Origin of the sequence: Planctomicrobium mucosum (assembly GCF_051466335.1) — a bacterium.
Taxonomy (GTDB): domain Bacteria; phylum Planctomycetota; class Planctomycetia; order Planctomycetales; family Planctomycetaceae; genus Planctomicrobium.
This window is the reverse complement of sequence record NZ_CP195793.1, coordinates 3,517,561-3,542,519: the sequence shown is the minus strand read 5'-3', so window position 1 is coordinate 3,542,519 and position 24,959 is coordinate 3,517,561. Positions and strand designations below refer to the sequence as shown.

The window sequence follows — 24,959 nt, the reverse complement described above, 5'->3', positions numbered from 1 at the left end:
TGAACCGACTGTCACTCGTATCATTGTCGAGTCAGCAACGCAAATTGCAATTGGAGTTTCGGCTGGGCATCACTTGCTGATTTCGAGGACTCGCGGACCGATCACGTCGAATCTCGGAGTCACTCCCAGTCCCGGTTCGGTCGATGCGCGCATAAAGCCGTTCACTCGCTGCGGTGCTCCGGTTGCGTTACTAACGGTGACGTAGCTGTTGAAGTCTGTGCTGGTAAAGCGAAGTTTCTCTGGAGTGCTGTGTGCGAGATGCGCAATCGCGGCAGTTGTGATGTCTCCGCCCCAGCTGTCTTCGAGCGTCATCACGATCCCTGATGCGACGCACAAATCCCTGAGTTGACGAGTTCTGGTCAAGCCCCCCAGCTTGCTGATTTTTAGATTCACGCCATCCATCGCTCGGTCATGCAACCCGCGCAGCAGCGCCTGAAGTGAGTCAATGTTCTCGTCGAGAATAAATGAATGATCGGATTTCTGACGCACATTCAGGCATTCCTCGTACGTCAGGCAGGGTTGCTCGATGGTGACGTCCACATCCCGCACCGCCCTCACAACACGGACCGCATCGTATTGAGTCCAACCCGTGTTGGCATCGGCAACGAGGCGATCGGACGGGTTAAGAACGTCGCGAGCAGCGTGGATTCGATCGATGTCCTGGTCAGCGATGCCACCCACTTTCAGCTGAAACCGCCTGTAGCCTTCCTCACGATATCCTGCGATTTTTGCAGCCATCTGCTCAGGCGATTCCTGTGAAATCGCGCGGTAAAGCTGGACCTCGTCACCAAACCTTCCTCCAAGTAGATCACACACTGGAAGGCCGGAAAGTTTTCCGAGGAGATCCCAGCAAGCGATGTCGATCCCGGACTTCACGTAGGGATGCCCCTTGAGTGCAGCATCCATTAGCTGGTTCAATTTCAGTAGTTGAAGGGGATCTTCTCCGATGAGGTGTGGAGCCAATTCGACCAGACCCGCACGGACTCCGGCGGCGTATGCCGGGAGGTAGAAGGGGCCGAGTGGACAGACTTCCCCATATCCGATGAGCCCGCATTCCGTTTCCACACCAATGATGGTGCTATCGAATACCGAGACAGACTTCCCTTGCGCCCAGTTGTAATTCCCTTCAACGAGAGGCAGTTCTACCCGATGCGCAAAAATACGAGCGATTTTCATTGAACTCAACTCCAACTGGGATACACAACGAATAGCGATGAAAATTTATAGAACTCGATCACATTGAACAACAATTCAAATGTGCGCAGAATTGATTTGTCAGCGTTATTTCGAACTTAACATCAGAAGACGAAACTGAGAGACTTTCAACAGCAAAGGTTGGCGTCCGTCGTGAGAGTCTCACCAGAGGAATGCAAAATGTTTCAGGTTCCCGTTCTGTTTCGATTATTCACCGTTTATTTACTGACCATTGTCTCCGTTGTCTCGGTCGGTAAGTGTGAGGACTTTACGATCATCGCTCCCCCCGCGGAGCTGGGGCTCGATCCGTTCTACAAGAAATGTGTATTAGTGCAGGGGTATCCAATAGTCTCCAGCGAGAAACCGTCGGATTATGCGCTCAAGGAAGCGGCGTTTCTTGTAAACCTTTTGCTGAAAGAGCGTCCGGACCTTCGTGAAGCCATGATTAAAAGCAAGTCCCGAATGGCTGTCATGGCCTACAATGAATTTACTACTGATATCCCGGAACACGCACATCTTTCTCCCAAAGATTATCGGGATGCTCGCTCGCGCGGGCTGGGGGGATCAATAACAGATCCTGTCTGTACGACCGCCGAGGAGAATCTGCTTAGCTTCGAAGGAGATCCGTATTGGCAGGAATGTATCCTGATTCATGAGTTTGCTCACAACATGCATTTACGCGGAATGGTGAATATCGATCCGACGTTCGACAGCAGATTGCAACAGGCCTACGAATCAGCGATGGCCGCCGGTCTCTGGAAGAAGACCTATGCTTCAGTGAATCATCACGAGTACTTCGCTGAAGGAGTTCAGTGCTGGTTCGACAATAATCGTTCCAACGATAACGAGCATGGCGAAGTCGATACTCGCGAAGAGCTTCTGGAGTACGACCCCCAACTCGCTGAACTGTGTCGCGAAGTGTTTAAGGACACCGACTTCAAATACAGCAAGCCCACTACACGGCTGAAGGATCACCTGCTCGGATACGACCCCTCGACAGCTCCGAAATTCGAGTGGCCTTCTCGATTGGACGCTGCCCGCGAGCAAATTCGGGACTCGGTACGAAAACGCAACGAATGAATCTCTTCCGCATCTGGCAGTGTAGAAGTGATTTTCTGCGTCCGCGATTCGTCGCTTGCACCTTGCACTGAACACCTGTCTCATGGGAATATACATCGCCAGATCATTCCCGCAGGTCATCTCTAAGGATTGGCTTATGAAACGGTTCTCAGTCGCAGTTGCAACCCTGCTCATCACTCTTTCAACACAAAGTGTGTTGCGGGCAGAAGGGGAGACAATCACACCGGATGTCATCTATGGTCATAAGGCCGGGATGGCACTCACATATGATGTCGTGAAACCTGCAGAGCCAAATGGGGCAGCAGTTTTGTTCATCATGAGTGGCGGATGGGTCTCAACCTGGTTTCCGCCTGAATTTGTGGTTCGAAAACAACGAGAAGACCAGAATCAGTTTGAACTCCTCACGGACAATGGATACACACTCTTCATTGTGCGGCATGGCAGCAGCCCATACTTCAAGGTTCCTGACGCGGTCAGCGACGTGCTTCGCGCCGTTCGATTTATTCGGCTACATGCAGAAGACTACGGGATTGATCCGGAGCGAATTGGCGTCTTCGGAATGAGTGCCGGAGGGCATCTCTCGCTCATGCTCTCGACAACAGCGGATGACGGGGCCAAGGGATCCGATCTTCCAGTTGAAAAAACGAGCAATCGGGTTCAGGCTGTCGTGGCAATCTGCCCTCCCACGAATCTCAACAACTTTTTCAAGTTGAAGGCTGACTTCCCCGCACTCGATTTCCCAACCGAGGAAGGGGACGATGTTTCCCCGTTGCTGCACGTTTCGGACGACGATTCACCCACGTTACTGATCCATGGAGATAAAGATGACCTCGTCCCGATTAAGGAAAGCGAATTGATTGTGGACGAGTTTAAAAAGAAGAGTGTCCCGACGAATCTTGTTGTCATCGAAGGGGCAGGTCATGGATTTGGTCCGGAGGATCAGATCAAAGTGCAGACAGCAACTCTCGAATGGTTCAACAAGCATCTGAAACCAAAGATGTGATCCAGGAAGAATTGGCGCATCAGAAAGTCTCCAGTTTGCAGGAGAGCCGCTCTCGGGCAAATATTGAAGACTGGGAACATCCTGTACCGAACAGGCGATTCAATTAGAATTGCCTGTTCGATTTTATTTGATCAGTGCAAAATTCCTCCGTATCTCAACCATCAGCTTGATTTTGGTTTCAAATGCCTTCTCCTGTTCCAACTCCCGAAGAGCTTTCAAGACACGTGAAGGCAGCGGCATTGGAGCTAGGGTTCGAGCTCGTTGGGATTGCCCCCGCTGTCCAGCCGGAAACGTTCGGCTATTTTCAGGATTGGGTTCGCCACGGTTTGCATGCTTCGATGGACTACATCCCCAGACGCGAGCAGGCTTACGAGCATCCAGAGGGCGTTCAGGTGGGGGCCCGCAACGTCATCGTCTGTGCAATGAATTATGGAGCTGGAGTTCAGAGATCGGACGCAACCTCAAAAGTTGCAGCGTACGCCCAAGGAACAGAGGACTATCACAATGTCCTTCGGGGGAAGTTGGGCGAACTTGCGAGTGCGCTGCGTCGCCTGAACCCTCAGGCACGAACACGAATCGCCGTTGATACCGCACCCATCCTCGAACGTGATTTCGCCCGGCGGGCAGGGTTGGGCTGGTTTGGTAAAAATACCATGCTCATCAACAAGTGGCGTGGAAGCTATTTTTTCCTTGGGGCGATTCTGACGGACTGCGAACTGGTTCCAGATGCCCCTCATACCACGGATCATTGCGGAACCTGCACACGCTGCCTGGACGCCTGTCCGACTGACGCATTTAATGGTCCACACGTGCTGGATGCCGGAAAGTGCATTTCGTATCTGACAATTGAGCTGCGTGACAAGCTTCCGCCCCGTGAGCTGAGAAACGGCGTCGGGGAGTGGCTGTTTGGCTGTGATGTCTGCCAACAGGTCTGTCCTTGGAATCGCAAAGCGTCTGAGCCATCAGAGCCTTCTTTTGTTCCCAGGGAAACGAGCTTCCCGACCGCTGAAGAATTGATCACGATCAGCGATGACGAGTTCTTACGACGGTTTGAGAAAACCCCCCTCGCTCGCCCCGGACGAATCGGTATGGCGAAGAATGCAGCGATCGTGCTTGGCAATCGGGGAAAGATCGAGAGCGCAGAAATTCTTGCTCAAGGACTACGTGATCCGTCACCACTGGTGCGCGTGGCGTGTGCGTGGAGTCTGGGAGAACTCGCTGATGATTCCGCCCAAAATTTCCTGCAGCGGGCGCTGGAGACCGAAGCAGAGGAAAGTGTGCTGACGGAAATTTCGACCTCAATCGAAAAAATCTTTGCAAAAACCAATCTCGAGCGGGTCGCAGGATTGACTCCTCCTGAACTGTGACGACTTCCTAAATTGCCAGGGGGAAATGGGTGTTTCCGGAAACATCTCCACTGTTCGATTGGTACGGTGAGCCGGTGTTTCTTTTGCTCAAATCCTAATGGGATAAGGAGATATGTTGGGATTTCCGCAAGGAATGTACGATGATGTCGCATCTCGGGAGCAGTTTCGCGAAAGAAAAGTTCTCAAACGCAATCTGGAATCAAATTGTTAGAGATCCTATTTTGCAGTTCAGAACTGAGAAATAATTCCCAGTTTCGAAACTGAGGGGGCAAGTGGGAACATCTGACGTGGTACTGAATAGCCTGATCGGTCAGAAATGTCGTAATATGCCCAGTGAGTCTTGATGTTGCGTTCAAAGCGGTCGAATTATCAATCGCATTGAATCACCAAATTTGATTGCGAGATACCAGCGGAATCTCGTGGCACGAAACCGGGACTCAGCACTCCCCACCAGTTGATCTGACTGCAACTCAAGCGGTTGCTTTCAGAGTTGAAACGACCGATTTGCTTTTCCCGACTTCGAGTGAAGTCCCCACGGGAAGCCGGCAGAAAGATCAAGTCAGTACTATCCCAAATCAAATCCGCTCGAGAAATCAGTTTTCTGGCGGAAGGTGCAATTTTCGAAGTGAAATTTCCGTGATCGACTTGAAACACATTGTGAATTGGCATCTCGTCGCCGGAACCGGTTTGATTTTGATCTGTGTCGGGTGCGGTGAGCCAGTCGACCATCACACCACGAAGATGTTGCCTGCAGAAGGTGTCACGATCAAGATGACCGCTGATGGCCGAGTTGAGATTTCGCCAGCTTCCAATCCGGACGCTGAGGCTGAAGCAGCGACTGAATTCGAGAGTGATGAGTAGCTGCAACGTTGGTCTATCAATAAAGTTAGTGTCTCCCGATTTTGCATTCGATGTATCCCGCAAGGGTGCAGTAACCTACGAGGTCGAGGTTTTCTGGTGAGAACCTTTTATTCAATAGTGGCGATTCTGACGTTGGCTTCCGGCTGTTCATCCAAGCCGGAGTTTGCCCATCGTAAGGAATTCGAAAAGCTAGAACCGTACGCGCAAAACTACATCTCAGCGGTTCTGGAATCGTACTTCGGGACACCTACCGAACTGGTGGTCTGGGACAAATTGCCCCTCAAGAAGAATCTGGCCAATGGGGTGGTCTCGAAAGCCTCTGCCGAAGAACTCGTTCTCGAACTCGCAGAGCCTCATCCTGAAATTACTCCAGGAACTGAAATTATATGGTCGAGCGGCTCATTGAAGGGGCAGGCTGGAGCCTGGGTGAAGTCGTTCGATGAATCGACACACACCGCGATTCTGAGCACGCCGCTGAAGACCCTTCCCGAGGTGGGAACGGAAGTGATTGTCGGGCCAGGGAAATTGCTCGCAAACGGGCGTGAGCTTTATACGGTTCACTGCGTCCACTGCCATGGGATTACCGGCGATGGATACGGCCCCACAGCGGAGTACCTGAATCCTCTTCCACGCGACTATCGCAAGGGCATTTTCAAGTTCACGCTGACGCAGGCTCAGCAGCGTGCAAATCGCGACGATCTTGCTCGAATTCTGGATGAAGGTGTCCCCGGCACCTATATGCCATCGTTCAAGCTGCTGACTCCGGACGAGACTCAGGCAATTGTCGAATACGTCCTGTGGCTGTCGATGCGCGGTGAAACTGAATACCAGCTTGTTCGCTATTTTGCGGACGAGTATTCCAAAGAAGTTGTCGCAGAGATGGTGAAGGAAGGGCTGGAAGACAAGAAATCCGGCGAAGAAAAATACGACACTGCCGAATCGATTCGCGCCGAGTTTGTTGAGCGAATCAACGATCCGGAAGATCTCCCAGTCGAAGTGAGCGACATGATCGAGCTCATGCTCGAACGATGGGAAGAAGCAGAGTTGCCAGAATCCTTGGTCACACCAGAGCACAATCGCGTTCCATACAGCGCGGAATCGATCGCTCGCGGCCGCTTGCTCTATCAGTCGGTCGATTTGAACTGCGTGGCTTGTCACGGAGCTGCCGGCTATGGCGATGGGCCTCAGACTCAGGCGATCACTCGTGACATTGACACAGGAAAAGAAAACCCTTTGCCCGGCCTGTACGATTCTTGGGGCGAAAAGATTCCACCGCGGAATCTCCATGACGGAATTTTTCGGGGTGGCCGTCGACCAATTGATCTATACGCACGCTTGCATGCTGGAATTAAGGGAACACCAATGCCAGCATTCGGCGGCAAGTTGAAGGATGAAGAACTCTGGGATCTTGTGAATTACATTTACAGCGTCCCATTTGAATCCAATCGTGCTGGGATCGGACACGATCCCGGTGCTCCAGAAGCGGCTGGCGACGATGTGGCAGCGCACTAAGAGTTGATGCAGGGCTGATTGAAGTTTTCTGTGATCATGGAAGCGGGCCGCCTCTGACACGCAACCAGGATTGCTTTGAAAATCGAATAGTTGACAGGAACAAGGAGTCAGGCGGAGACGAAACAAAGACTGTGAAGTCCGCTGCCTTCTGTACTCTGATTCCTCATTGAAGGTCAAAGACGTGAAGTGGTTCTGGTGTCTGTTTTTTGCCTTCTGGCCGATCCTCGCAATCGTGGTCTGCGCTATCGCTCCATCGATGGGTTGGTGGTTTCCTGGTCCATCAGCGTCACCATTGGGGCAGAAGATTGACGACCTCTTCTATCTCATTCTGGCGATCTGCACGATTACATTCGTCGGAACTCAGGTGGCTCTTGCTTATGTGCTGTTCACCGGTGCCCGCCGCACCGAACCGGGAGCAGAAACGAAAGTCTGGTTTTCACACGGGAGTCACACTCTCGAAGTCATCTGGAGTACGGTTCCAGCGCTCGTTCTGCTTTTCATTGCGTTGTATCAACTCGGCGTCTGGACCGAGTTCCGTGTGAAAGGTTCTTTCCCAAAACTTGGGATGGTTCAGCTCCTGGAACGACTGGAGCAGAAGCGTTCCGCCAGTGATAGCGTGGCACTCGCTGAAGTCACGGCGCGGCAATTCGAATGGCGAATTCGCTATCCGGGATTCGATGCGGATGGAAAATTGCTGCCACTGATGTCCGAACCTCAACCGACTGATCTCTACGCTGTGAACGATCTGCATCTCCCCGCAGGTTCACCAGTGATGATCAACTTGAAATCAGAAGACGTTCAGCATTCCTTCTTTTTGCCAGAACTTCGCATCAAGCAGGATGCGGTCCCCGGACTGGCGATTCCTGTCTGGTTTGAAGCGAGCCAACCCCGTGAGTACGCACTTGTCTGTGCTGAACTCTGTGGATGGGGGCATTACAAGATGAAGGCCCGCTTCATTGCACAGTCAGAGGAAGACTTTTTGAAGTACCTCCGAGGTCTTCATGCTTCACAAAATTTCGATGGAGTTGCAGAGAACTCAACTCAGGTTGAAGAGTAAAAACGAGTACAACTAAAGATTGCCGCGGCCTTCATCGGTTCGCGTTCATGAGGGTCCATCGTGAGTTCGATTGCAGTCAATTCTGAAACAGGCGCGGAATGCCACCACTCCTCCGGGGAGTTGGGCAGGCTCTCGTTGCTGAAACAGATCTTCAATTTTTCGACCGACCATAAGGTGATCGGCATCCAGTTCCTCATTACGACGATGCTGATGCTGATCGTCGGGGGTGCGCTTGCGCTGGGGATTCGTTGGCAGCTTGCTTTTCCCTGGCAGGAGATGCCCATCTTCGGTCAGCTCATTGCCAAGAACGTTGCGATGGGGGGGACGATCACTCCCGAGTTCTACACGATGCTCTTCACGATGCACGCGACGGTCATGATCTTTTTGGTCATCATTCCGGTGCTGGCAGGGGCATTTGGAAACTTCCTCATCCCGCTGATGATTGGCGCGGATGATATGGCATTCCCGACTTTGAACGCCCTGAGCTACTGGTTCATGTGGCCCGCAATCTTCTGTTTTGCTCTAGCGATGGGACTGGGCGGAGAAGCTGCTGGAACCCGTGGTGGAATGAACGCGGGGGCTGCGGGGGGATGGACTTCATACCCGACACTGTCTGCCATTTCGCATGCATCTCCGGGCTCTGAAGCCGCTCAAACATGGTGGCTAATGGCGGTCACTTTCGTTGGATTTTCATCGATGATGGGATCCATCAACTATATGACCACCATCATTAATATGCGGGCTCCTGGGATGACGTTGTTCCGGATGCCGCTGACAATCTGGTCGATGTTCATCACTGCAATTCTGCAGGCGTTTGCACTTCCTGTGTTGACCGCTGCAGGGTTCATGCTGTTGTCGGATCGAGTTTTCGGGACCTGTTTCTTTGTCCCTGCTGGCTTGGTTGTGAACAATGCTGCTCCGACGATCGGCGGGGGGCAACCGCTCCTTTGGCAGCATCTGTTTTGGTTTTACTCGCACCCCGCAGTATACATCATGCTGCTACCAGCGATGGGAATGGTATCGGACATGCTCGCGTGCATGTGTCGTAAGCCGATTTTTGGTTACAAGCCGATGGTTTACTCCCTCGCTGCAATTGCTGGCCTCGGTTTTATCGTTTGGGGTCACCACATGTTTACTTCGGGGATGAACCCCGCGCTCGGTATGACCTTTATGGTCTCGACCGTGATGATCGCGCTTCCATCAGCGGTCAAGGTCTTCAACTGGATCGGCACGATCTGGGGAGGCCGTCCCGTCTGGAATACAGTCTTCCTGAACTGCGTCGCGTTTGTTTCCATGTTCATCGTCGGTGGACTCTCCGGGATCTTCATGGCAGCGGTCCCGGTCGACATCTACATTCACGACACGTACTTCATTGTTGCCCACTTCCACTATGTGCTGTTCGGAGCAACTCTGTTCGGAGTCTTCGCTGGGATTCATTTCTGGTATCCCAAAATGTTTGGGCGAATGATGTCCGACACATGGGGACAGATTCACTTTTTCCTGACATTCGTGGGCTTCAACGGCACATTCTTCCCGATGCACCTTCTGGGGATCGGCGGGATGCCACGCCGCTATGCGGATCCTTACCTGCATCCATATCTCGAACATTTGCTCCCGATGAACCAGTTCATGACGATCTGTGCGTTCATCATGGGGATCGCGCAGTTCATTTTGATTTTCAACTTTGTTGGAAGTTGGTTCTGCGGGAAGAAGGCTGGTCGTAACCCGTGGGATGCGAACGGTCTCGAATGGTCGGCACCATCACCTCCGGGGCATGGAAACTTCGATATTCCACCGGTGTGTTACCGCGGCCCGTATGAATACTCAGATCCCAATCATGAGGCTGAAAGCTGGCCGCAGTGGGAACCTCCCCAGCGGAAGTCCAAGCCCGTTACTGGCTGACACGCAAGCTCCTGAATTCGTTTCAATTTTTTGACCAATACGAGTCAGACATCCAGCAGGGCCGCGGGTAAAACGAAAGTCACGCGACCAGAATAATGAACCCTCCATCGTCCCAATCTTATCGACCGTTTCTTCACGCTTTGGCGATCTCCACTGTCCTCGTGGCAATGGTGACGCTGATCTTCGGTGCATTGACGACGACAAAGAATGCTGGGATGGCATTCAGGGACTGGCCGACTTCGGATGGTCATTTCATGGTGACGTACCCGTGGTTTCAGGACTTCGCCAGCAACTGGGGCAAGTTTTTGGAGCATGGTCATCGTCTCGCAGGGATGTTGATTGGAATGTGGGTGATCGCACTGATGATCGCAACATTTGCCAGTGACCGGCGATGGATGATTCGCAGTTTGTCGGTCACAATTCTGATCGGGGTGATCCTTCAGGGACTGTTGGGTGGTTTCAGGGTTCAGTTAAACGAACGCGGCCTGGCGATGCTTCACGGGATCTTCGCAGCGGTCGTTGTTTCACTCATGGGAACGATGATTTGTGCCACAGTGAAGCAGTGGTTCAAAGTGGATTCGCTTCGTTCACGTCAACAGCTCGGGACGCTGAAAGCGATGGCGATCTTCTGCGTCGTGTCGTTGGTTCTTCAATACGTTTACGGCAGCCTGATCCGCCATAAAGGGACAGGGCTCCACGAACACCTCGGACTCGGCCTGTTGATGTTGATGATCCTTACCGGGAACGCTTTCGTGGCATTGAGGTCGGACGTGAGTTGGATTCGCTGGTCGGGAATCGCCCTTCTACTCGTTGGTTTTGGTCAAGTCGGACTCGGTCTCGCGACCTGGGTTCTGAAGTATGGGTTTGCATACACCGGTTACGTCGCTGTCGTCGATTCGGTTCAGCAAGTCACAATCCGTACAGCACATATGGTCTGGGGTGTCATTACCCTGATGACCGCCGTCGTTCATCTTGTAAAGGTATTCCGAGTGTCGCAGGTTTCGGCACAGCCAGCCCCCCAATCACAGGGGGTCGCGCGTCAAACGCCGGGGAAACTGCAAGTCGGAGGTGTCCAATGAATTCCATCGCAACCCCGGTTTCAACTGCTCAGTCCGGTGTCGAAGAGACGTCCTTTCGGCCGACGTACCGTGAACTGGTCCGGGCGCGACTCGCGGCGTATTCGCAACTCGCCAAGCCACGCATTGCGATCATGGTTTTGTTCGCCGTGACCGTCGGCTATCTGCTGGCCAGTCAGGGGGGATATCACCTGAAGCCGTTGCTTCATACCTGCGTTGGTGTGTTTCTGGCGATTGTTGCTTCAAGTTCGTTTAATCAGCTTGTTGAACGAAACACCGATCGGTTGATGACCCGAACTCAGAATCGACCGCTTCCTTCAGAGCGGCTCACTTCGTTGGAAGTGTTCCTGATTGCAAGTGTCTGTACCGTTATTTCTTTCGCTTACCTGATCGTCTTCGTCAATGCGCTGACAGCTTGGCTGACTCTGGCAACGACGTTCCTGTATGCCGCCTGCTATACCCCACTGAAACGATACACTCCGTTCTGCACTGTTGTCGGTGCCGTTCCGGGGGCACTTCCTCCCGTTCTCGGTTGGACCGCTGCGGGTGGACAACTCGACTGGGGTGCATTCAGCCTGTTTGCGATTCTGTTCGTCTGGCAGTTCCCTCACTTCCTTGCGATTGCATGGATTTATCGCGACCAGTACGAAAACGCTGGCCTGTACATGATCCCCGGTCGTGGTCGTCCCGGAATTATCGGGGTCGTTGCTTTTGCATACTCGTTGGTATTGATCCCCGTCAGTCTGCTCCCCGTTCGCCTCGGACTGTCCGGCGACATCTATGGAACAGTCGCGGTGATCCTCGGACTGTGGTACGCATGGTCGTCGTTCCGTTTTCAACAGGAAGAAAGTCTGGCGCGAGCCCGATCGGTTCTATGGATTTCGTTCGCATACCTTCCAGGTGTGATGTTCATTCTGACACTCGATCACCTGAGATTGATGCTCTGAAATCTGTCATTGTTTACGCAGTGATCGATCCAGCCAGATATCGTGCGTTGCAGAACGCTAGCGAATGATGCGGCCCCGGCTGCTTAAGAGGTTTTGAAAGCCATGTCACAATCAGTACCGCACCAAGCACATACACAGCGGGCTCCAGCTTTGAGAATGGGGTTGCCCATTTCCAATGCCAAGCTCGGGATGTGGCTGTTCCTCGGGACGGAGATTATGTTTTTCACAGCCTTCATTGGCAGCTATATCGTGCTTTACTTCGGGTCTCCCGGATGGCCGACGAGCAGTGAAGACACCCACATCAAGATCTGGGCCGGCGGACTGAATACCTTTGTTCTGTTGACGAGCAGCTACTTCGTCGTGCTCGCACATGAAGCTATGGCTGCCGGAAAGTTCCAGAAAGCCTGGGACATGGTCATGCTGACCTTCCTGTGCGCATGCCTGTTTTTGGGGATCAAAGGGATCGAGTATTACGGCAAATTCGAGCACCGCATTATTCCCGGAATGATCCCGGAAACAGATTTGCAGGCAGTCCGCATGCTGCGCGATGACTGGGGCAACCAGATGAATCGCACCCTGAATCAGATCGTTCCTGGAAGTGAGGCTCCCCACATCAAGGAAGTCACATTGGCTGCCGAGGTCGACAGCGACAACGCGAAACGGGCGGCGCTTGCGAAAGCATGGACAGATCTCAATGTTGAGTTCAACAAGTACCGTGACGACGTCGGAGCCAACCGACTCACATTCGCCGAGGCTCAGCAGCGGATCTTTGATTTACGACATCTTGCAACGCTGGAAACGACTCAGGGAGAGTTGTCCGGAGTGTTGGTGACTCCATCTGTGCTGAAATCACTTCATGGTCATCATCCTGCCGAAGAGAAGTCGAACGATCACTCAGATTCGGCAGATGGACACGAAGCGATGCACTTTCCTGAAGTGCATCCCGGACAACTTGCCATCCGTGATGCGGCGGGCAAGTGGACCGTGCTTGAAAAAACTGACGTGAAGTCTGAAACGTCCACGTATGGCGAGCTACTTGGTTCTGTCGATCTCCATAAGCCGATCGTCTACGGGAACTTGTTCGCCTCGACTTATTTTCTCATGACAGGCTTCCATGCGATTCACGTCGTGGTCGGCATGATCCTATTTCTAGTCGTGCTGCTGCAGGGGCCCAACCTGAGTGCAAAATGGTCGAACTGGGTCGAAAACTCCGGGCTTTACTGGCACTTTGTCGATCTTGTCTGGATCTTCCTGTTTCCGTTGTTGTACATCATCCCGGGTAATATCTAGAGCAATCGCGTCGGTCCGCGCGACCTTTTCAATCACCCACAAAAGTAGTCAGACAGCTTTTAAAGTCTTCTGATCGAGTCTAACGGGCAGCGAGGCAGAATAATGGTTCACATCTCTGGACAGGAACCTCACGAATCACATCCGAACGTGAAGTACTTCTCGATCTTTCTTGCACTCTGCCTTTGCACTGCATTCTCGGTAGCGCTGGATCTGATCCATCTTTCCCCGATTCTGCTCGTAGTTCTGGTCTTGGCGGTTGCTGTTGCGAAAGCAATCTTCGTCATGACTTACTTCATGCACCTGAAGTTCGAGGGGAAATGGAAATTTCTGATTCTCGCCCCTACCGCTATACTGGCTGTCGGTCTGGTGATTGCATTAGCCCCCGATATTGCGATGGAGTACTACACCGACGACTCCCCGCAAGCTCGTGCTCATCGAGCCAAGGCTGGGGTCGTCGAGGCACCTGCTGATGGTGTTAGTCCTGCGCCGTAACACACATTGGTCGGTCCCCAATTACATTGCGTTCTCTTCGGGAATTGACGTACTCAAATACTGAGAAACCGGGCAATTAGTGCGTCGCGTTCGTAACGCCCAACCCGGGAAACAGCTAAAATAGCAGGGTGCATCTCAGCCAATACGAGTCTCGGAGTAACTCCGTGAGTTCGATATTGAGGGTTGATGCCGATTGTTGTCACTGCATCCACGATGAGTTCCTGCACATTCATCCCTGGATTCACGAAATTAGACTGAAACGAGCTGCCATGCATGCAGTTGTTGTTGAACAATTGGAGTACCGCTACAGCGAACGGGTCGCCCTCGCGGGAGTCAGTTTTGAAGTCGGGCAAGGAGAGATCTTCGGACTTCTTGGGCCGAACGGAAGCGGTAAGACGACTCTCTTCCGCATTCTGTCGACGTTGTTGCCGATCCAGAATGGCTCTGCCAGCATTATGGATCACAGCGTCGGGAGCGATCCCGATGGTGTCCGTCGCCAGATCGGCGTGACATTCCAGGCCCCAAGTCTCGATATCAAGCTCACCGTGAAGGAGAACCTCGTCCATCAGGGGCATCTCTACGGGCTCTTCGGTCAGACGTTGAAACGACGTTGTGACGAAGTGATGGAGCAATTGGGAGTTTCCGATCGAGCGAATGATTTCGCTGAGAAACTCTCAGGAGGACTGAAGCGCCGCGTTGAGATCGCCAAATGCCTTTTACATGGTCCGAAGCTCCTTTTACTCGATGAGCCAAGTACCGGACTCGACCCCAGTGCGCGACATGATCTCTGGAAGGTGCTGACGTCACTTCGTCAATCGGACGGAATCACAATTCTGGTGACCACTCACCTGATGGAAGAAGCAGATCGTTGCTCCCGTCTGGCGATTTTGGATAGTGGCAAGTTGATTGCAGCTGGGAGACCGGATGAACTTCGATCGATGGTTGGTGGGGACAGCCTGACGATTCAGTCTGATCAACCGGATCAGCTCGCAACCCGTCTTCAGGAGAAGTTCGGGCTGACAGTCAATCGTTTTGCTGATTCACTGCGAATCGAACGGGAGCGTGGGCACGAGTTACTCGCAGAAATCGCTTCTGCCTTTCCCGGTGAGTTCCGAGCACTGACACTCGGAAAGCCGACCCTCGAAGACGTCTTCATCAAATTGACTGGTCGTGGACTGGCCAATGTTGAGCCTGAGGAAACGAACAAAAAGAAAAAGAAGAAGCGAGGCTCACATGACTAATTCTGCCGCGAACACGACACCACACACTTCCAATGCATGGTTGTGGTCTTCTTACACGCTCATTGTTCGTGAAGTCGTCCGGTTTCTGCGTCAACGATCACGCGTGATGAGTTCAATCGTTCAACCGATCATTTTCTGGGTGCTCTTCGGCGCTGGCCTGGCTGGGTCTTTCCAGTTGAACAGCGGCGACGCCACGAGCGGAGTCTCCTTTCAGGAATACTTCCTCCCCGGAATCGCTGTGATGATCGTGCTGTTCACTTCGATCTTTTCCTCGATCTCGGTGATTCAGGATCGTAATGAAGGATTCATGCAGGGAGTTCTTGTTGCTCCTGTTCCACGTTCCTCGATCGTACTTGGAAAAGTGCTTGGCGGCACCGTGCTGTCGATGTTTCAGGCGCTCGCGTTCATCGCGATTGCTCCGCTCATGTACTTTGTGGGACTCGCTCCACCGATTACTCTGGATGTTTCGCTTCTGAACGTGTTGGGAGCAGTGCTCTTTCTGGCGTTGATCTCTTTGGGGCTTTGCGCCCTGGGGTATCTCTTCGCGTGGAAGATCGACTCGATTCAGGGTTACCACGGTGTGATGAGCGTCGTCCTGCTTCCCATGTGGCTGTTGTCAGGAGCGTTTTTTCCCGGCAATCAAAGTGTCTGGCTCTCTTGGGTCATGGCATTGAATCCTCTGACGTACGGTGTCGCAGGACTGCGTCGAGTTTTGAGTTCAGATCCGGCGTCCGTCAGCATGCTTCCTCCATTTTGGGTCTGTCTGACTGTCACAGCCGTTTTCGCAATCGGTTGTCTCGCCATTGATATCTGGGTGACCCGCCGAGATCGGGCTGTGAATTGATTTGCCGAGGTCTTCATGCCGACTTCCATTCGATGGAGGAGGGCATTTCACAGAGGCAAAACCGATTCAATCCAGTCCGTGTCGAAGCCCGGTTTAATTGATGAAAGTCGAATTGGGATGATTCAGATCAGCAAGCTCTCACTTTGGGGCCGGACTCTTCAACTGTTCATGGCAGTGATGCTCTGTTCGGTGGAGAATCCTGTTTCCGCTGAATCAGATTCGGATCTTGAACCGGCCGCTGTTGTCGTCGAACTTGCACCGGGCGAGAACCCACCGCCGTTTGTGCAACTCGACAAAGACACTCCTCCGGTTCCTTGGGACGCAGCGACTGTCAGTGATTTCAGTCTCCTTGATCAGAACAACGAACCGATCACAAAGGAGATGCTGTTAGGCGAGCAGTGGGTCGCGAATTTTGTTTTCGCCCGCTGCACGTTTCAGTGCCCGATGACCTGCAGGAAGGTGATGGAGCTGAATCAGGAACTGAAAAACGTTCCAGTTCGGTTCGTCACAATTACCGTCGACCCCGAACACGATACCGTCCCGTATATGCGGGAATTTGCAGATATCTGGGGGGCCAAAGCTCCACGCTGGCGATTTGTCACCGGCGATCCGGCGCAGGTTCTCGAGTTAATTCGGACCGGATTTAAAGAGCCTGCCTGGGAGAACCTCGGGGAATCTCGGCGAGCAGGGATGGAGTTCGCTCACAGCGACAACTTCATCCACGTGGGAGCCGATGGAAAGATCCTGGGAAGATACAGCGGCCTGGCCGACGCGGAACTTGTCACTCTTCGACGGGTCATCAAAGGGGAAATCAAGACTCCGCAGAGATTTCAACCAGCGACGTTCGCTTCGATCGCTGCTCTGGAAGCACGAAAAGTGAACGCTCAAAAGGAAGCGGGGGCACTCGCCGACCCAGAGGAAAAGCCGACGAAAGAAGCGGTTCTTGCACGTCTCCCCGGTTGGGCGCAGCGGCTTCCTGCGACGAACGCCATGCTCAACTCTCTGGCGACATGTTTGTTGCTGCTCGGGTATTCCGCCGCAAAATTTCGCCGATATCACCTTCACAAACGATTGATGCTGCTTGCGTTTGGAGTCTCGGTCGCGTTTCTGGCAACGTACTTATCCTATCATTGGGCGTTGCATGAATATGGAAAAGTCCGAGGCATGCCATTCACTGGGACCGGAACGTTCAAACTGGTTTATTATTCGATTCTGATCAGCCATGTGATTTTAGCCGCTGCTGTCCCTGTTCTGGCGATCATCACCATTCTCAATGGTCGTAAGGCATATCCAGATGGCATCTCCGCCGAGGAGGCTGTCGAGCGCGTTCAGGAACGAAGAGTTCATCGGCGATGGGCGTGGGTGACATTCCCAGTTTGGCTTTATGTTTCCATCACTGGGGTGTTGATTTACTGGATGTTGTATAAGATGTAGTTCAGTTCTCGTGATTGAATTTACAACTCCGCGCGAATCCGAATGACCGGAATGACCCGATGGCGAAGCTCATTCAAGTGATCTGTCTGAGTCTGGTGCTGACATCTTCACTGTCAGCGAATCCAGCGATGGCCTGTCCAATGTGCAAGACTGCTATTCAGGGCAGCGAAGATCCCAAGGTCAAAGCACAACCACGGGCCTACATGTACAGCATCCTGTTCATGCTCTCGATGCCCGCCACGCTTGGAATCATCTTTGGCATTTCGTTCTACCGATTGTCCAAAGTGCAAACTGCTGAGAACGAAGCGTTTCTGGGAGAGTTCGGATTGGGACCAAACGCCGTTGATCCCCACCGCGGCGATCAACACAGCGTTTGAACGAGCATTGGCCATCATCCGCCCGCCCGCTTCTTAAGACTGGGGCTAGCGACGCTGAGAGTGCATCAGCAGGAAATACCCGCATGCTCCGACGAGAATGAGTATGACGCCGTACTCAGTCGGCGTGAGGTTGTCCCAGAAATTATTGAACGACTTGATGTAGAAATTGACGTAATATTTTCCGGGATAGTCGGTTGCGAAGAGCATCGCTCTTCTCCTCTGGTTCGTCTGCCTGACTCTGAGCCGCTTTTATCAGCCAAACTGATGTCGACAATTCTATAACGCGGCGGACAACGTTCGCCGAAACCTATGTCATAGTTCGTATGGGGCAAACCGCTTTTCACGTTCGTTTGCAGAATTCCCGGTTGTTGTCGAAAAACTTTCAATTATTCCAACGCAGGCGCAGGTTTGCAGGTCCTGGAAAACCGAGGAGCGGCAATCAACACGGCGTTTTCCGTGTGATTGCCGCTCCTCGCAGAGATATTCCTTGGCAGATCGAATGCACTTAGCCCTGACGGGATGTGCCGATGTTCAAGTAGGCGTGAACGTGCGGGGCTCCACGGAAATGGGCGACGAACGAAGGTCCTTCCAGTCGCCAGATGTCCCATTCCTGATCGCTATTCAAATCGCCCTGTTTGTAGAACGACATGTTTAACGCCCCGATTCCACCGCCAGATTCCAGCAATTTCATTGCTTCCTCGACATCTTCCTGACGGTACGGAGCAAGCAACACCTGAATCACTTCGCGGACTAATCCTTGCTGATCGGCTGAGAGACTCGCAAGTGAAAGTCCCGTGAACGCTCCGCCGGTCCCTTGAAGCAACACCGCTGTTTCAGCAGGAGCGGCGGTGAGCAGTGCCTGAGCTGCCTGATTGGCGTCCAGAGCTTTGAAGACCTCGTTTGCCTTCTGGGTCTGGTAATAGAAGATGTTGTCTTTGGGGTCTTCCTCCGCATGGCCGTAGACAATCGGACCTCCAAATGCTGCTCCCGGGGTGCTGTTCCCGGACGCCCTCATTGTGGAATGAAGTCCACTCAGCACCCACTCGAATTTATCGGTTGTTGGATCGCCGAAGAGGCCAACGTGATAGCGGTCGAATCCACCATCATCAGCTTCCATCTGCTCATTGAATCGAGAGAAGCCTTCTTCGCTGGTGATCTCCCGAAACGTTTCTTTGATGAGCCCTCTTTGTTCAGGTGTATAAAAGTCCTCGTAGATACACGGTTTCGAGACCGCCCAGTTAGCACTGATTCGTGTTCGGTTCGGGTGATCGAACGCGAAGCAGATTTCCTGCCGCTGTGCTGGATTCAGCGTTTCAAACAACTTCGCAGCTGCTGTTTCAGCCCGACTGCTTTTCGAAGGAGCGGCAAACGCTCCATGCAACGGTCCAGAGAACACCCCGACGCTCGCAGCAATGACACTGGTTCTCTGAAGAAACTGACGACGATTCATATCAGCGTTGCAGTCGCCGCATCGAGTTTGTCCAGGTGTGTACATTCCAGTTCTCCTTCAATGGGTAGTGAATTGAAGTGGCAGTCAGTAGCTCTATCGGTTCTCTATAGGACACACATTACAGTATACGCATGTTTGAACAGCGATGCGAACAGATCCGCAAAGTCACGCTTCTCTGCGGACATGATGTTGAACTGCGATCGCCGTGGCTGTGGCATAGGCACGGCAATGAGAAATGGTAATGAGAACTTCATCGATCCCCATTTCCTCTGCCACACGACCCGCTCCACCCACCAGTTCAATCAAGGGGCGTCCCGCTTTGGTTTTGCCAATTTGAATATCTTTCCAGCCGACCCCTCTGGTGAACCCTGTGCCGAGAGCTTTCATGACCGCTTCTTTCGCGGCCCAGCGTCCGGCGTAGTGTTGAAGCGCCTCTTTATGTCGCTGACAGTATCTGATTTCGTCTTCGGTATAGACTCGCTGCAAGAACAACTCACCATGCCGCTCAATCATTGAACCAATGCGAACGATTTCAGTGATATCTGTTCCCAGACCAATGATCATGGCCATCTTTCACAACTTTCCTGACGGGTAAAAAACGTCTATTCAGCGACTCGATTACGGAGAAGAACTCTCATGAGGAATCTCAAGCCGCCGACGTGTTTGCATCGTCCAACCACAGGCAATGCTTGCGATCAGAACCTCGCAGATCCAAAAAAGCTCGGGAAAAGGACTCGCCCAGTCGCCGATGGATGAAACCCGGTGATGAAGGTAATCCACGAATCGCAGTGACTTCCCACGTTTGGACGCCGCGGCCCACTCCTGGAGTTCCGGATTGTCCTTGCTGAACGATTCGATCGCCGACTCGATCGCTGCGCTGTGTGGATTCGATGCAACCATTTCAGCGCGAGCGTCAACAAATCGCTGATACGACAGCCACCCCAGATAACAGGCTCCAATGCAGCAGATCACACCCCCAATGTAGGGGAAGGATCGTTGAAACGCTGGGCGAAGTTCTGCAGCCAACCACAACATCACCATTCCGCAGGCGATGCCGTAAACGAAATAGAATACACCAAGTCGCTTCATCACATTCGGGACGTAGGATGCCGTCAATGCAAGAACTGCGACCGCCACTAATGAACCGACTACCCAAAGTAGGTCTCGGGACAACGGGCGAAGTGATTCCGATTTGGCGCGGTCTCTTTCAGGTGTCCCCATCAACCTGCTTCCAGTAAAACGTTGAGGGAATCAGGCTCGATCCCAGCATTGAATTTGGAACCTTATTTGACAACGTCCCCGGACTTTAATTCACGCAAACGGACATTCTTCCATCGGACTTCGAATGGCCCGGTCCCTTTTGCAATTGCATGGACCTGAAGTCCGATGATTCCACTGGCGTCGGTGTCGTCGTGAAAGTCAGCGCAGGGAATACCATTGATCCATGATCGGATGTGATCGCCTTGAGCGACAATTCGGTAATGGTTCCACTCGTTGTTTTTGAATGCGTTCTGTGCTTCCGGGCGGTTCGAAAAATCGTCCCACCATTTTCCACCGCGGGCTTCATCCCAGAAATTTCCGGAGACTTTTGATCCCGCATCTGCAATCTCACATTGATACCCGAAGATCATCACTGGGTTGAGTTCGGGACGTTCTGCATTTGGAACCTCCACATCACCCGGACGAATCTGGCTGCGAATCTGCACACCTGAGTTCAATGAGGGATCGCATTTGACGTCGAATCCGAGTTCGAAGTCACCGTAGGGACCTTTGGTCAAAAAGGTATTTCGCGGACCATCATCGGTCTTGCCGACGATGCAGCCATCTTCGACACGGTAAGTCGCTCCCCCGGCAAGCACCTTCCAACCGTCAAGCGTTTTCCCGTCGAAGAGTTCAATCCAGTTGTCGTCGGCCTTGGCAAACGAAGATGTGACGAACACGCAGATCGTTGCCAGAAGAAGTGAGAATTTCATGGGAGGGCTCCGGTAAAGGCAGGTGTCAGTCGTCAGCTTACCTGAGACAAAGTTCCCTTCGCAAACCACGTTGCGTGAGGCGAATGATTCAATACAATTTGATGATTCGCTGATTGAACCAGCTAATGGGTGATTAATGAACTGGAAGCAAGCTTTAGCCATCCTCAAATGGGACGGATTTCTGCCGCTGATTACATCGTTCAGCCCAGCGATCGGTTTCCTCTATGAACCTTTTTGGGGAGGAGTGTTGGCCGCTGTTCTTCCGTTCGTCAATGCTCTCATCCGAGCTCACATTGCTGATCGCCAGATTCGAAAACTCTGCAACGGGAAATGTCCCATTCTCCGTCAGCTGACAATCGGCGTCGCGATCATCTTTCTCCTTCTTCTCGAAATCGGTTGCTCTATCGTCATCTTCGGCAAAGAAGTATTAAATTTAACCGTTGCCTGCTATGGAGCGGGTCTTTACCTCGGATACCTGCTGTTCATTCTTTTCTCGCTGTACCCGACGAATACCCTCCTCGTCGAAGAAGAGGGAATCGTTATTTGTTCCCTCTGCCAATGACTTCATCGATCCGAAAAATCACTGGCGTAAAGATTGAGTGATCAATTGTAACGATCCTTCGTAGCGATCCGGAACGTCTCAGGAACTCGGCTGCCCCGGCCTGCATCGCTCATTGAAGTCCTCTACGAAAACTCCCCGCAGAACGGTCTACGGGGAGTTTGATTTTTTCTGGCAGCATCAATTGATGGCCGGACCAGATTTCATGTGGAGGACCTTTTGTGGATCAAGCTAATCGCTTTTGCCACGCAGCAAGTTGCTCACGGACGCGGTCGTGTCCGCCGCTTCCATAACTGACCAGAGCGGCTGCCGCATTCTGCGCTCCGAGGATCTCATAAATCGACTCGTCAACGTTTGGCGCAATGACCTTGAGTTCCTGAATCGTCAGGTCGGCGAGTCGGCACTGACGCATCTCACACTCCGCAACCAGACGACCGACGATCTCGTGACCGGTGCGCATCGGAGTCCCCTTCTTGATCAGGTATTCCATAAGCGCCGTTGCGTCGAGGAAGCCCTCTTCAATGCGACTCTGAATGCGTTCGCGATTCAACTCAGCATGAGCGACGATCGATGGCGCCACTTGAAGACAACTGGAAACGGTATCCAGTGCGACAAACGCTGCGAGCTTATCTTCCTGTAAATCGCGGTTGTAGGCCATCGGCAAGCCCTTCAACAACACGAAGAGTTGTTGAGCAGAGGCGATCACGCGAGCGGACTTACCACGAATCAATTCCAGCACGTCCGGATTCTTCTTCTGTGGCATAATCGAAGATCCAGTTGTGTAGGCATCGGGCAACTTCAGGAAGCCGAATTCCGTGGTACACCAGAGAATCCACTCTTCCGCCCAACCACTCAGGTGAACCGAAATCAATGCCAGGGCAGATGTGAATTCAACGAGGTAATCGCGATCGCTGGAGATGTCGAGACTGTTGGCAGCAGGGGCAGTGAAGCTCAACTCTTTCGCTGTGAAGTGACGATCGATTGGCAGAGTCGAGCCTGCCAGCGCCGCCGCTCCGAGCGGAGAATAGTTCAACCTCGCCCGGCAATCAGCCAAACGGTCGCGGTCGCGCTGGAACTTCTCGCAATAGGCCAGCCAATAATGGACAGCATTCACCGGCTGAGCCCGCTGCAAATGGGTATAGCCGGGGAGAACCATATCGATATCGCGCTCGCTACGCGCAACGAAAGCGATCTGCAGTCCCTTGAGTTGCTGATCGATCCGATCGATGGCGTTACGGATGTAGAGTTTGATATCCGTAGAGACCTGATCGTTGCGTGAGCGTCCCGTGTGCAATTTGCGTCCGGTGTCGCCGAGTCGCTTGATCAATGCAGACTCGATGTGCATGTGAATGTCTTCGAGAGAAGAGCTGTATTGCATTTCCCCACGCTGGATCTCTTCGAGAATCGCAGTGAGGGCAGCGCAGATCTGTTCGCACTCTTCAGATGAAATCAGCCCCACCTGAGCGAGCATCTTTGCATGTGCTTGCGAACCCTGGACATCGACCTCTGCCAGACGGGAATCGAACGAAATTGACTCTGTAAACAGTTCGACCTGCTCGTTGGTCGGTTCTGTGAAACGTCCGCCCCAGGCTTTTTCTGCCACGATCTTCCTCTGCATTCCGCAAAATTTCCAAGTCGATCAAGAATAACGGTGATCGACAGAATTCATCAGACAGGAATTCGGTGCTCATTGATTGTGGCACGACGAAACAGCCGCAATCACGATTCCGATCAGTTCAGAGCATCACGAAAATTGGACTGCTCTGCCAGCGAAGAAGAGTTTTTTTTTGAAACGAGAGCCTGAAGTCGCCGAACCCAGCAGCGAATCACATTACTGAAAGAAAATATAAGGCGAGATCGTGTTGATGATGGTTGGGCTCTTGTAGTAGTAGGGCCAATAGTGATGGCGTCCCACGATGTCTGTAACGTCAGCTTCCCGGATCTTGGCGGCATTGTAGCCAATCATGCGGGCATCATGTTCGGTGAAACCGCTTCGCGCGGTCGCACGGTGCGCAAATGGGCGGGAGAGGGGGTATGCTGCCAGCGCGAGGTCGTTGCGATTTCTCAGATTCACAAGCCCTTCAAGCGGATTCAGCGAGCGATCGAATTGATGGCCAGGATTGAGCCAATTGTGATCAAAAGCTGCCGCTGCCAGAACCGCTCGATATCGTCGATTCTGGCCCATGGAATAAGGGAATGAGCACCCTTCGATTGTCCCGCCTCCGGCGAGGTGCATCGCAGAGAGAATGGCTCGAGTGCCGTGGCTGTGACCAACGAGGCAAATCGGACACTCAGCAGGAATTTGAGAAATCAGATAGGCCAGGTGAAATCCGTTGAAGTCCGCCTGACGCCCACGGATTGCCACATCGACTGGGAAAATCCCGGTGTAGGGACCATCGCTCGGCCATGTGAAGAAGATCATATGGAGAGGCGAGGGATTTTTTCCTCGGACGGCGGTGTAGAAGCCGGCCGCCTCGACGTACTGATTTGGCAATTCGACAAAGCTTCCGTGGACAAAAATACAAACTGGCACACCTGGAACAATCTGCTGTGACAGTAATCCGATGTTGCTGGCCTGTGAGCTTCCGTCGCAATGCAATTCGTGGATATGGAGTCCCCACGGGCCCCGGTTTCGATCGTTGATGTTCTGGACGGATTGACGGCTGCTCACCATCCAGTAGCGAGACAGAGCAGGATCGAACGATTGATATTGCGGCATCTGCACCGGCTCGGCCGGCATCTGAGCCACAACGTCAGGGCGATAGAAGGTAGTCCCCGTCCGTGCCGTCAAGGACTCGGGGGCAGGTGGAAGAAATGGAAGCTGTTCGTCGAATGAGGAGGTCAACGAGGGACGATAGGGAGCAGACCCCTGATATCCTCCCGGGAATTCGGCAAATACCGATCCTCCCAGCAAGACCAAGGCGAGCGACATCAAGAGTGATTGCAATCGCTGCATGATTCAGTTTACGCCCGACGACAGAAGACCAAAGACCTGAAGGCGATTACGAATCGGTGCGGCATCCGTAAGCCATTTGGCCCCGTTCACTCGCGATTCCAATGATTGGAACCACGTGTTCAGGACGTTGCAGGTCATCGTCTGTCGTGATCGGGAAAATCGAGTTTGCATGGTCCAATTCGGCACAATCTGCCGTCGATGGAAACGAAATACTTGTTATGAATGATGCAACACCTTCCCTGACTAATCACAGCGATCCCATTGCAAGACTTGTACCGATTGAATTGAACTGGAGCATCTCGCGACTCCCTGCTTCCGTTGGGAGCGGGCGTTTTACTCGCTAA

Annotated in this window: 24 protein-coding genes; 16 read left to right on the top strand and 8 right to left on the bottom strand. The window is 52.7% G+C overall.

What is annotated here, in order from left to right; translation table 11 throughout:
• Positions 1 to 69 precede the first annotated feature (69 nt).
• The gene (locus SH668x_RS14040) at positions 70 to 1,176 is read right to left on the bottom strand and encodes a cis-3-hydroxy-L-proline dehydratase (RefSeq protein ID WP_437185693.1); all 1,107 of its coding nucleotides are present in this window, start codon (positions 1,174 to 1,176) and stop codon (positions 70 to 72) included.
• Between the two features lie 198 nt (positions 1,177 to 1,374).
• On the opposite strand from SH668x_RS14040, the gene SH668x_RS14035 reads away from it, so the two are divergent.
• The 15 genes from SH668x_RS14035 to SH668x_RS13965 all read left to right on the top strand — a co-directional run bounded on the left by SH668x_RS14035 (position 1,375) and on the right by SH668x_RS13965 (position 17,677).
• The gene (locus SH668x_RS14035; RefSeq protein ID WP_437185692.1) at positions 1,375 to 2,274 is read left to right on the top strand and encodes a hypothetical protein; all 900 of its coding nucleotides are present in this window, start codon (positions 1,375 to 1,377) and stop codon (positions 2,272 to 2,274) included.
• Positions 2,275 to 2,410: 136 nt separating this feature from the next.
• Positions 2,411 to 3,277 carry an alpha/beta hydrolase gene (locus tag SH668x_RS14030; RefSeq protein WP_437185691.1) on the top strand — a complete coding sequence of 289 codons (867 nt, stop codon included), beginning with the start codon at positions 2,411 to 2,413 and terminating at the stop codon, positions 3,275 to 3,277.
• Positions 3,278 to 3,459: 182 nt separating this feature from the next.
• The gene (gene queG, locus SH668x_RS14025; RefSeq protein ID WP_437185690.1) at positions 3,460 to 4,644 is read left to right on the top strand and encodes a tRNA epoxyqueuosine(34) reductase QueG; all 1,185 of its coding nucleotides are present in this window, start codon (positions 3,460 to 3,462) and stop codon (positions 4,642 to 4,644) included.
• A 636-nt stretch (positions 4,645 to 5,280) separates the two neighbouring features.
• A complete protein-coding gene (locus SH668x_RS14020; RefSeq protein ID WP_437185689.1) occupies positions 5,281 to 5,505 on the top strand; it encodes a hypothetical protein in 225 nt (74 codons plus the stop codon).
• Between the two features lie 96 nt (positions 5,506 to 5,601).
• Positions 5,602 to 7,017 carry a cytochrome c gene (locus SH668x_RS14015; RefSeq protein WP_437185688.1) on the top strand — a complete coding sequence of 472 codons (1,416 nt, stop codon included), beginning with the start codon at positions 5,602 to 5,604 and terminating at the stop codon, positions 7,015 to 7,017.
• A 181-nt stretch (positions 7,018 to 7,198) separates the two neighbouring features.
• Positions 7,199 to 8,074, top strand: a complete 876-nt coding sequence (locus tag SH668x_RS14010) for a cytochrome c oxidase subunit II (protein ID WP_437185687.1) — start codon at positions 7,199 to 7,201, stop codon at positions 8,072 to 8,074.
• Positions 8,075 to 8,194: 120 nt separating this feature from the next.
• Entirely contained in the window at positions 8,195 to 9,976 is a 1,782-nt protein-coding gene (locus SH668x_RS14005) for a cytochrome c oxidase subunit I (RefSeq protein ID WP_437188559.1), read from the top strand.
• Positions 9,977 to 10,071: 95 nt separating this feature from the next.
• Entirely contained in the window at positions 10,072 to 11,055 is a 984-nt protein-coding gene (locus SH668x_RS14000) for a COX15/CtaA family protein (RefSeq protein ID WP_437185686.1), read from the top strand.
• Positions 11,052 to 11,999: a heme o synthase gene (gene cyoE, locus SH668x_RS13995; RefSeq protein WP_437185685.1), complete on the top strand. Its 948-nt coding sequence runs from the start codon at positions 11,052 to 11,054 to the stop codon at positions 11,997 to 11,999. The genes SH668x_RS14000 and cyoE overlap by 4 nt, the downstream gene beginning before the upstream one ends.
• Positions 12,000 to 12,101: 102 nt before the next feature.
• Entirely contained in the window at positions 12,102 to 13,289 is a 1,188-nt protein-coding gene (locus SH668x_RS13990) for a cytochrome c oxidase subunit 3 (protein ID WP_437185684.1), read from the top strand.
• A gap of 102 nt (positions 13,290 to 13,391) precedes the next feature.
• On the top strand, positions 13,392 to 13,781 hold the full coding sequence (locus SH668x_RS13985) for a cytochrome C oxidase subunit IV family protein (RefSeq protein WP_437185683.1): 390 nt from the start codon (positions 13,392 to 13,394) through the stop codon (positions 13,779 to 13,781).
• Positions 13,782 to 14,050: 269 nt separating this feature from the next.
• Positions 14,051 to 15,022, top strand: a complete 972-nt coding sequence (locus SH668x_RS13980; protein ID WP_437185682.1) for an ATP-binding cassette domain-containing protein — start codon at positions 14,051 to 14,053, stop codon at positions 15,020 to 15,022.
• On the top strand, positions 15,015 to 15,866 hold the full coding sequence (locus SH668x_RS13975) for an ABC transporter permease (protein ID WP_437185681.1): 852 nt from the start codon (positions 15,015 to 15,017) through the stop codon (positions 15,864 to 15,866). Before SH668x_RS13980 ends, SH668x_RS13975 begins: the two co-directional genes overlap by 8 nt.
• A gap of 117 nt (positions 15,867 to 15,983) precedes the next feature.
• The gene (locus tag SH668x_RS13970) at positions 15,984 to 17,300 is read left to right on the top strand and encodes a DUF420 domain-containing protein (protein ID WP_437185680.1); all 1,317 of its coding nucleotides are present in this window, start codon (positions 15,984 to 15,986) and stop codon (positions 17,298 to 17,300) included.
• Positions 17,301 to 17,359: 59 nt separating this feature from the next.
• The gene (locus SH668x_RS13965) at positions 17,360 to 17,677 is read left to right on the top strand and encodes a hypothetical protein (RefSeq protein ID WP_437185679.1); all 318 of its coding nucleotides are present in this window, start codon (positions 17,360 to 17,362) and stop codon (positions 17,675 to 17,677) included.
• A gap of 45 nt (positions 17,678 to 17,722) precedes the next feature.
• On the opposite strand, the gene SH668x_RS13960 is transcribed toward SH668x_RS13965, so the two are convergent.
• The 5 genes from SH668x_RS13960 to SH668x_RS13940 form a co-directional block, all read right to left on the bottom strand.
• Positions 17,723 to 17,884 carry a hypothetical protein gene (locus tag SH668x_RS13960; RefSeq protein ID WP_437185678.1) on the bottom strand — a complete coding sequence of 54 codons (162 nt, stop codon included), beginning with the start codon at positions 17,882 to 17,884 and terminating at the stop codon, positions 17,723 to 17,725.
• A 298-nt stretch (positions 17,885 to 18,182) separates the two neighbouring features.
• Positions 18,183 to 19,172, bottom strand: coding sequence for a DUF3500 domain-containing protein (locus tag SH668x_RS13955; protein ID WP_437185677.1), 990 nt, complete (start codon positions 19,170 to 19,172; stop codon positions 18,183 to 18,185).
• A 120-nt stretch (positions 19,173 to 19,292) separates the two neighbouring features.
• On the bottom strand, positions 19,293 to 19,697 hold the full coding sequence (gene acpS / locus SH668x_RS13950; protein ID WP_437185676.1) for a holo-ACP synthase: 405 nt from the start codon (positions 19,695 to 19,697) through the stop codon (positions 19,293 to 19,295).
• Between the two features lie 48 nt (positions 19,698 to 19,745).
• Positions 19,746 to 20,348, bottom strand: coding sequence for a hypothetical protein (locus tag SH668x_RS13945; RefSeq protein ID WP_437185675.1), 603 nt, complete (start codon positions 20,346 to 20,348; stop codon positions 19,746 to 19,748).
• A gap of 62 nt (positions 20,349 to 20,410) precedes the next feature.
• On the bottom strand, positions 20,411 to 21,100 hold the full coding sequence (locus SH668x_RS13940) for a 3-keto-disaccharide hydrolase (protein WP_437185674.1): 690 nt from the start codon (positions 21,098 to 21,100) through the stop codon (positions 20,411 to 20,413).
• A gap of 136 nt (positions 21,101 to 21,236) precedes the next feature.
• On the opposite strand from SH668x_RS13940, the gene SH668x_RS13935 reads away from it, so the two are divergent.
• Positions 21,237 to 21,662, top strand: a complete 426-nt coding sequence (locus tag SH668x_RS13935; RefSeq protein WP_437185673.1) for a hypothetical protein — start codon at positions 21,237 to 21,239, stop codon at positions 21,660 to 21,662.
• 223 nt (positions 21,663 to 21,885) lie between these two features.
• Here SH668x_RS13935 and argH read toward each other — a convergent pair whose 3' ends face one another.
• Positions 21,886 to 23,262: an argininosuccinate lyase gene (gene argH / locus SH668x_RS13930; protein WP_437188557.1), complete on the bottom strand. Its 1,377-nt coding sequence runs from the start codon at positions 23,260 to 23,262 to the stop codon at positions 21,886 to 21,888.
• 228 nt (positions 23,263 to 23,490) lie between these two features.
• Entirely contained in the window at positions 23,491 to 24,615 is a 1,125-nt protein-coding gene (locus SH668x_RS13925) for a hypothetical protein (protein ID WP_437185672.1), read from the bottom strand.
• Positions 24,616 to 24,959: the final 344 nt, after the last annotated feature.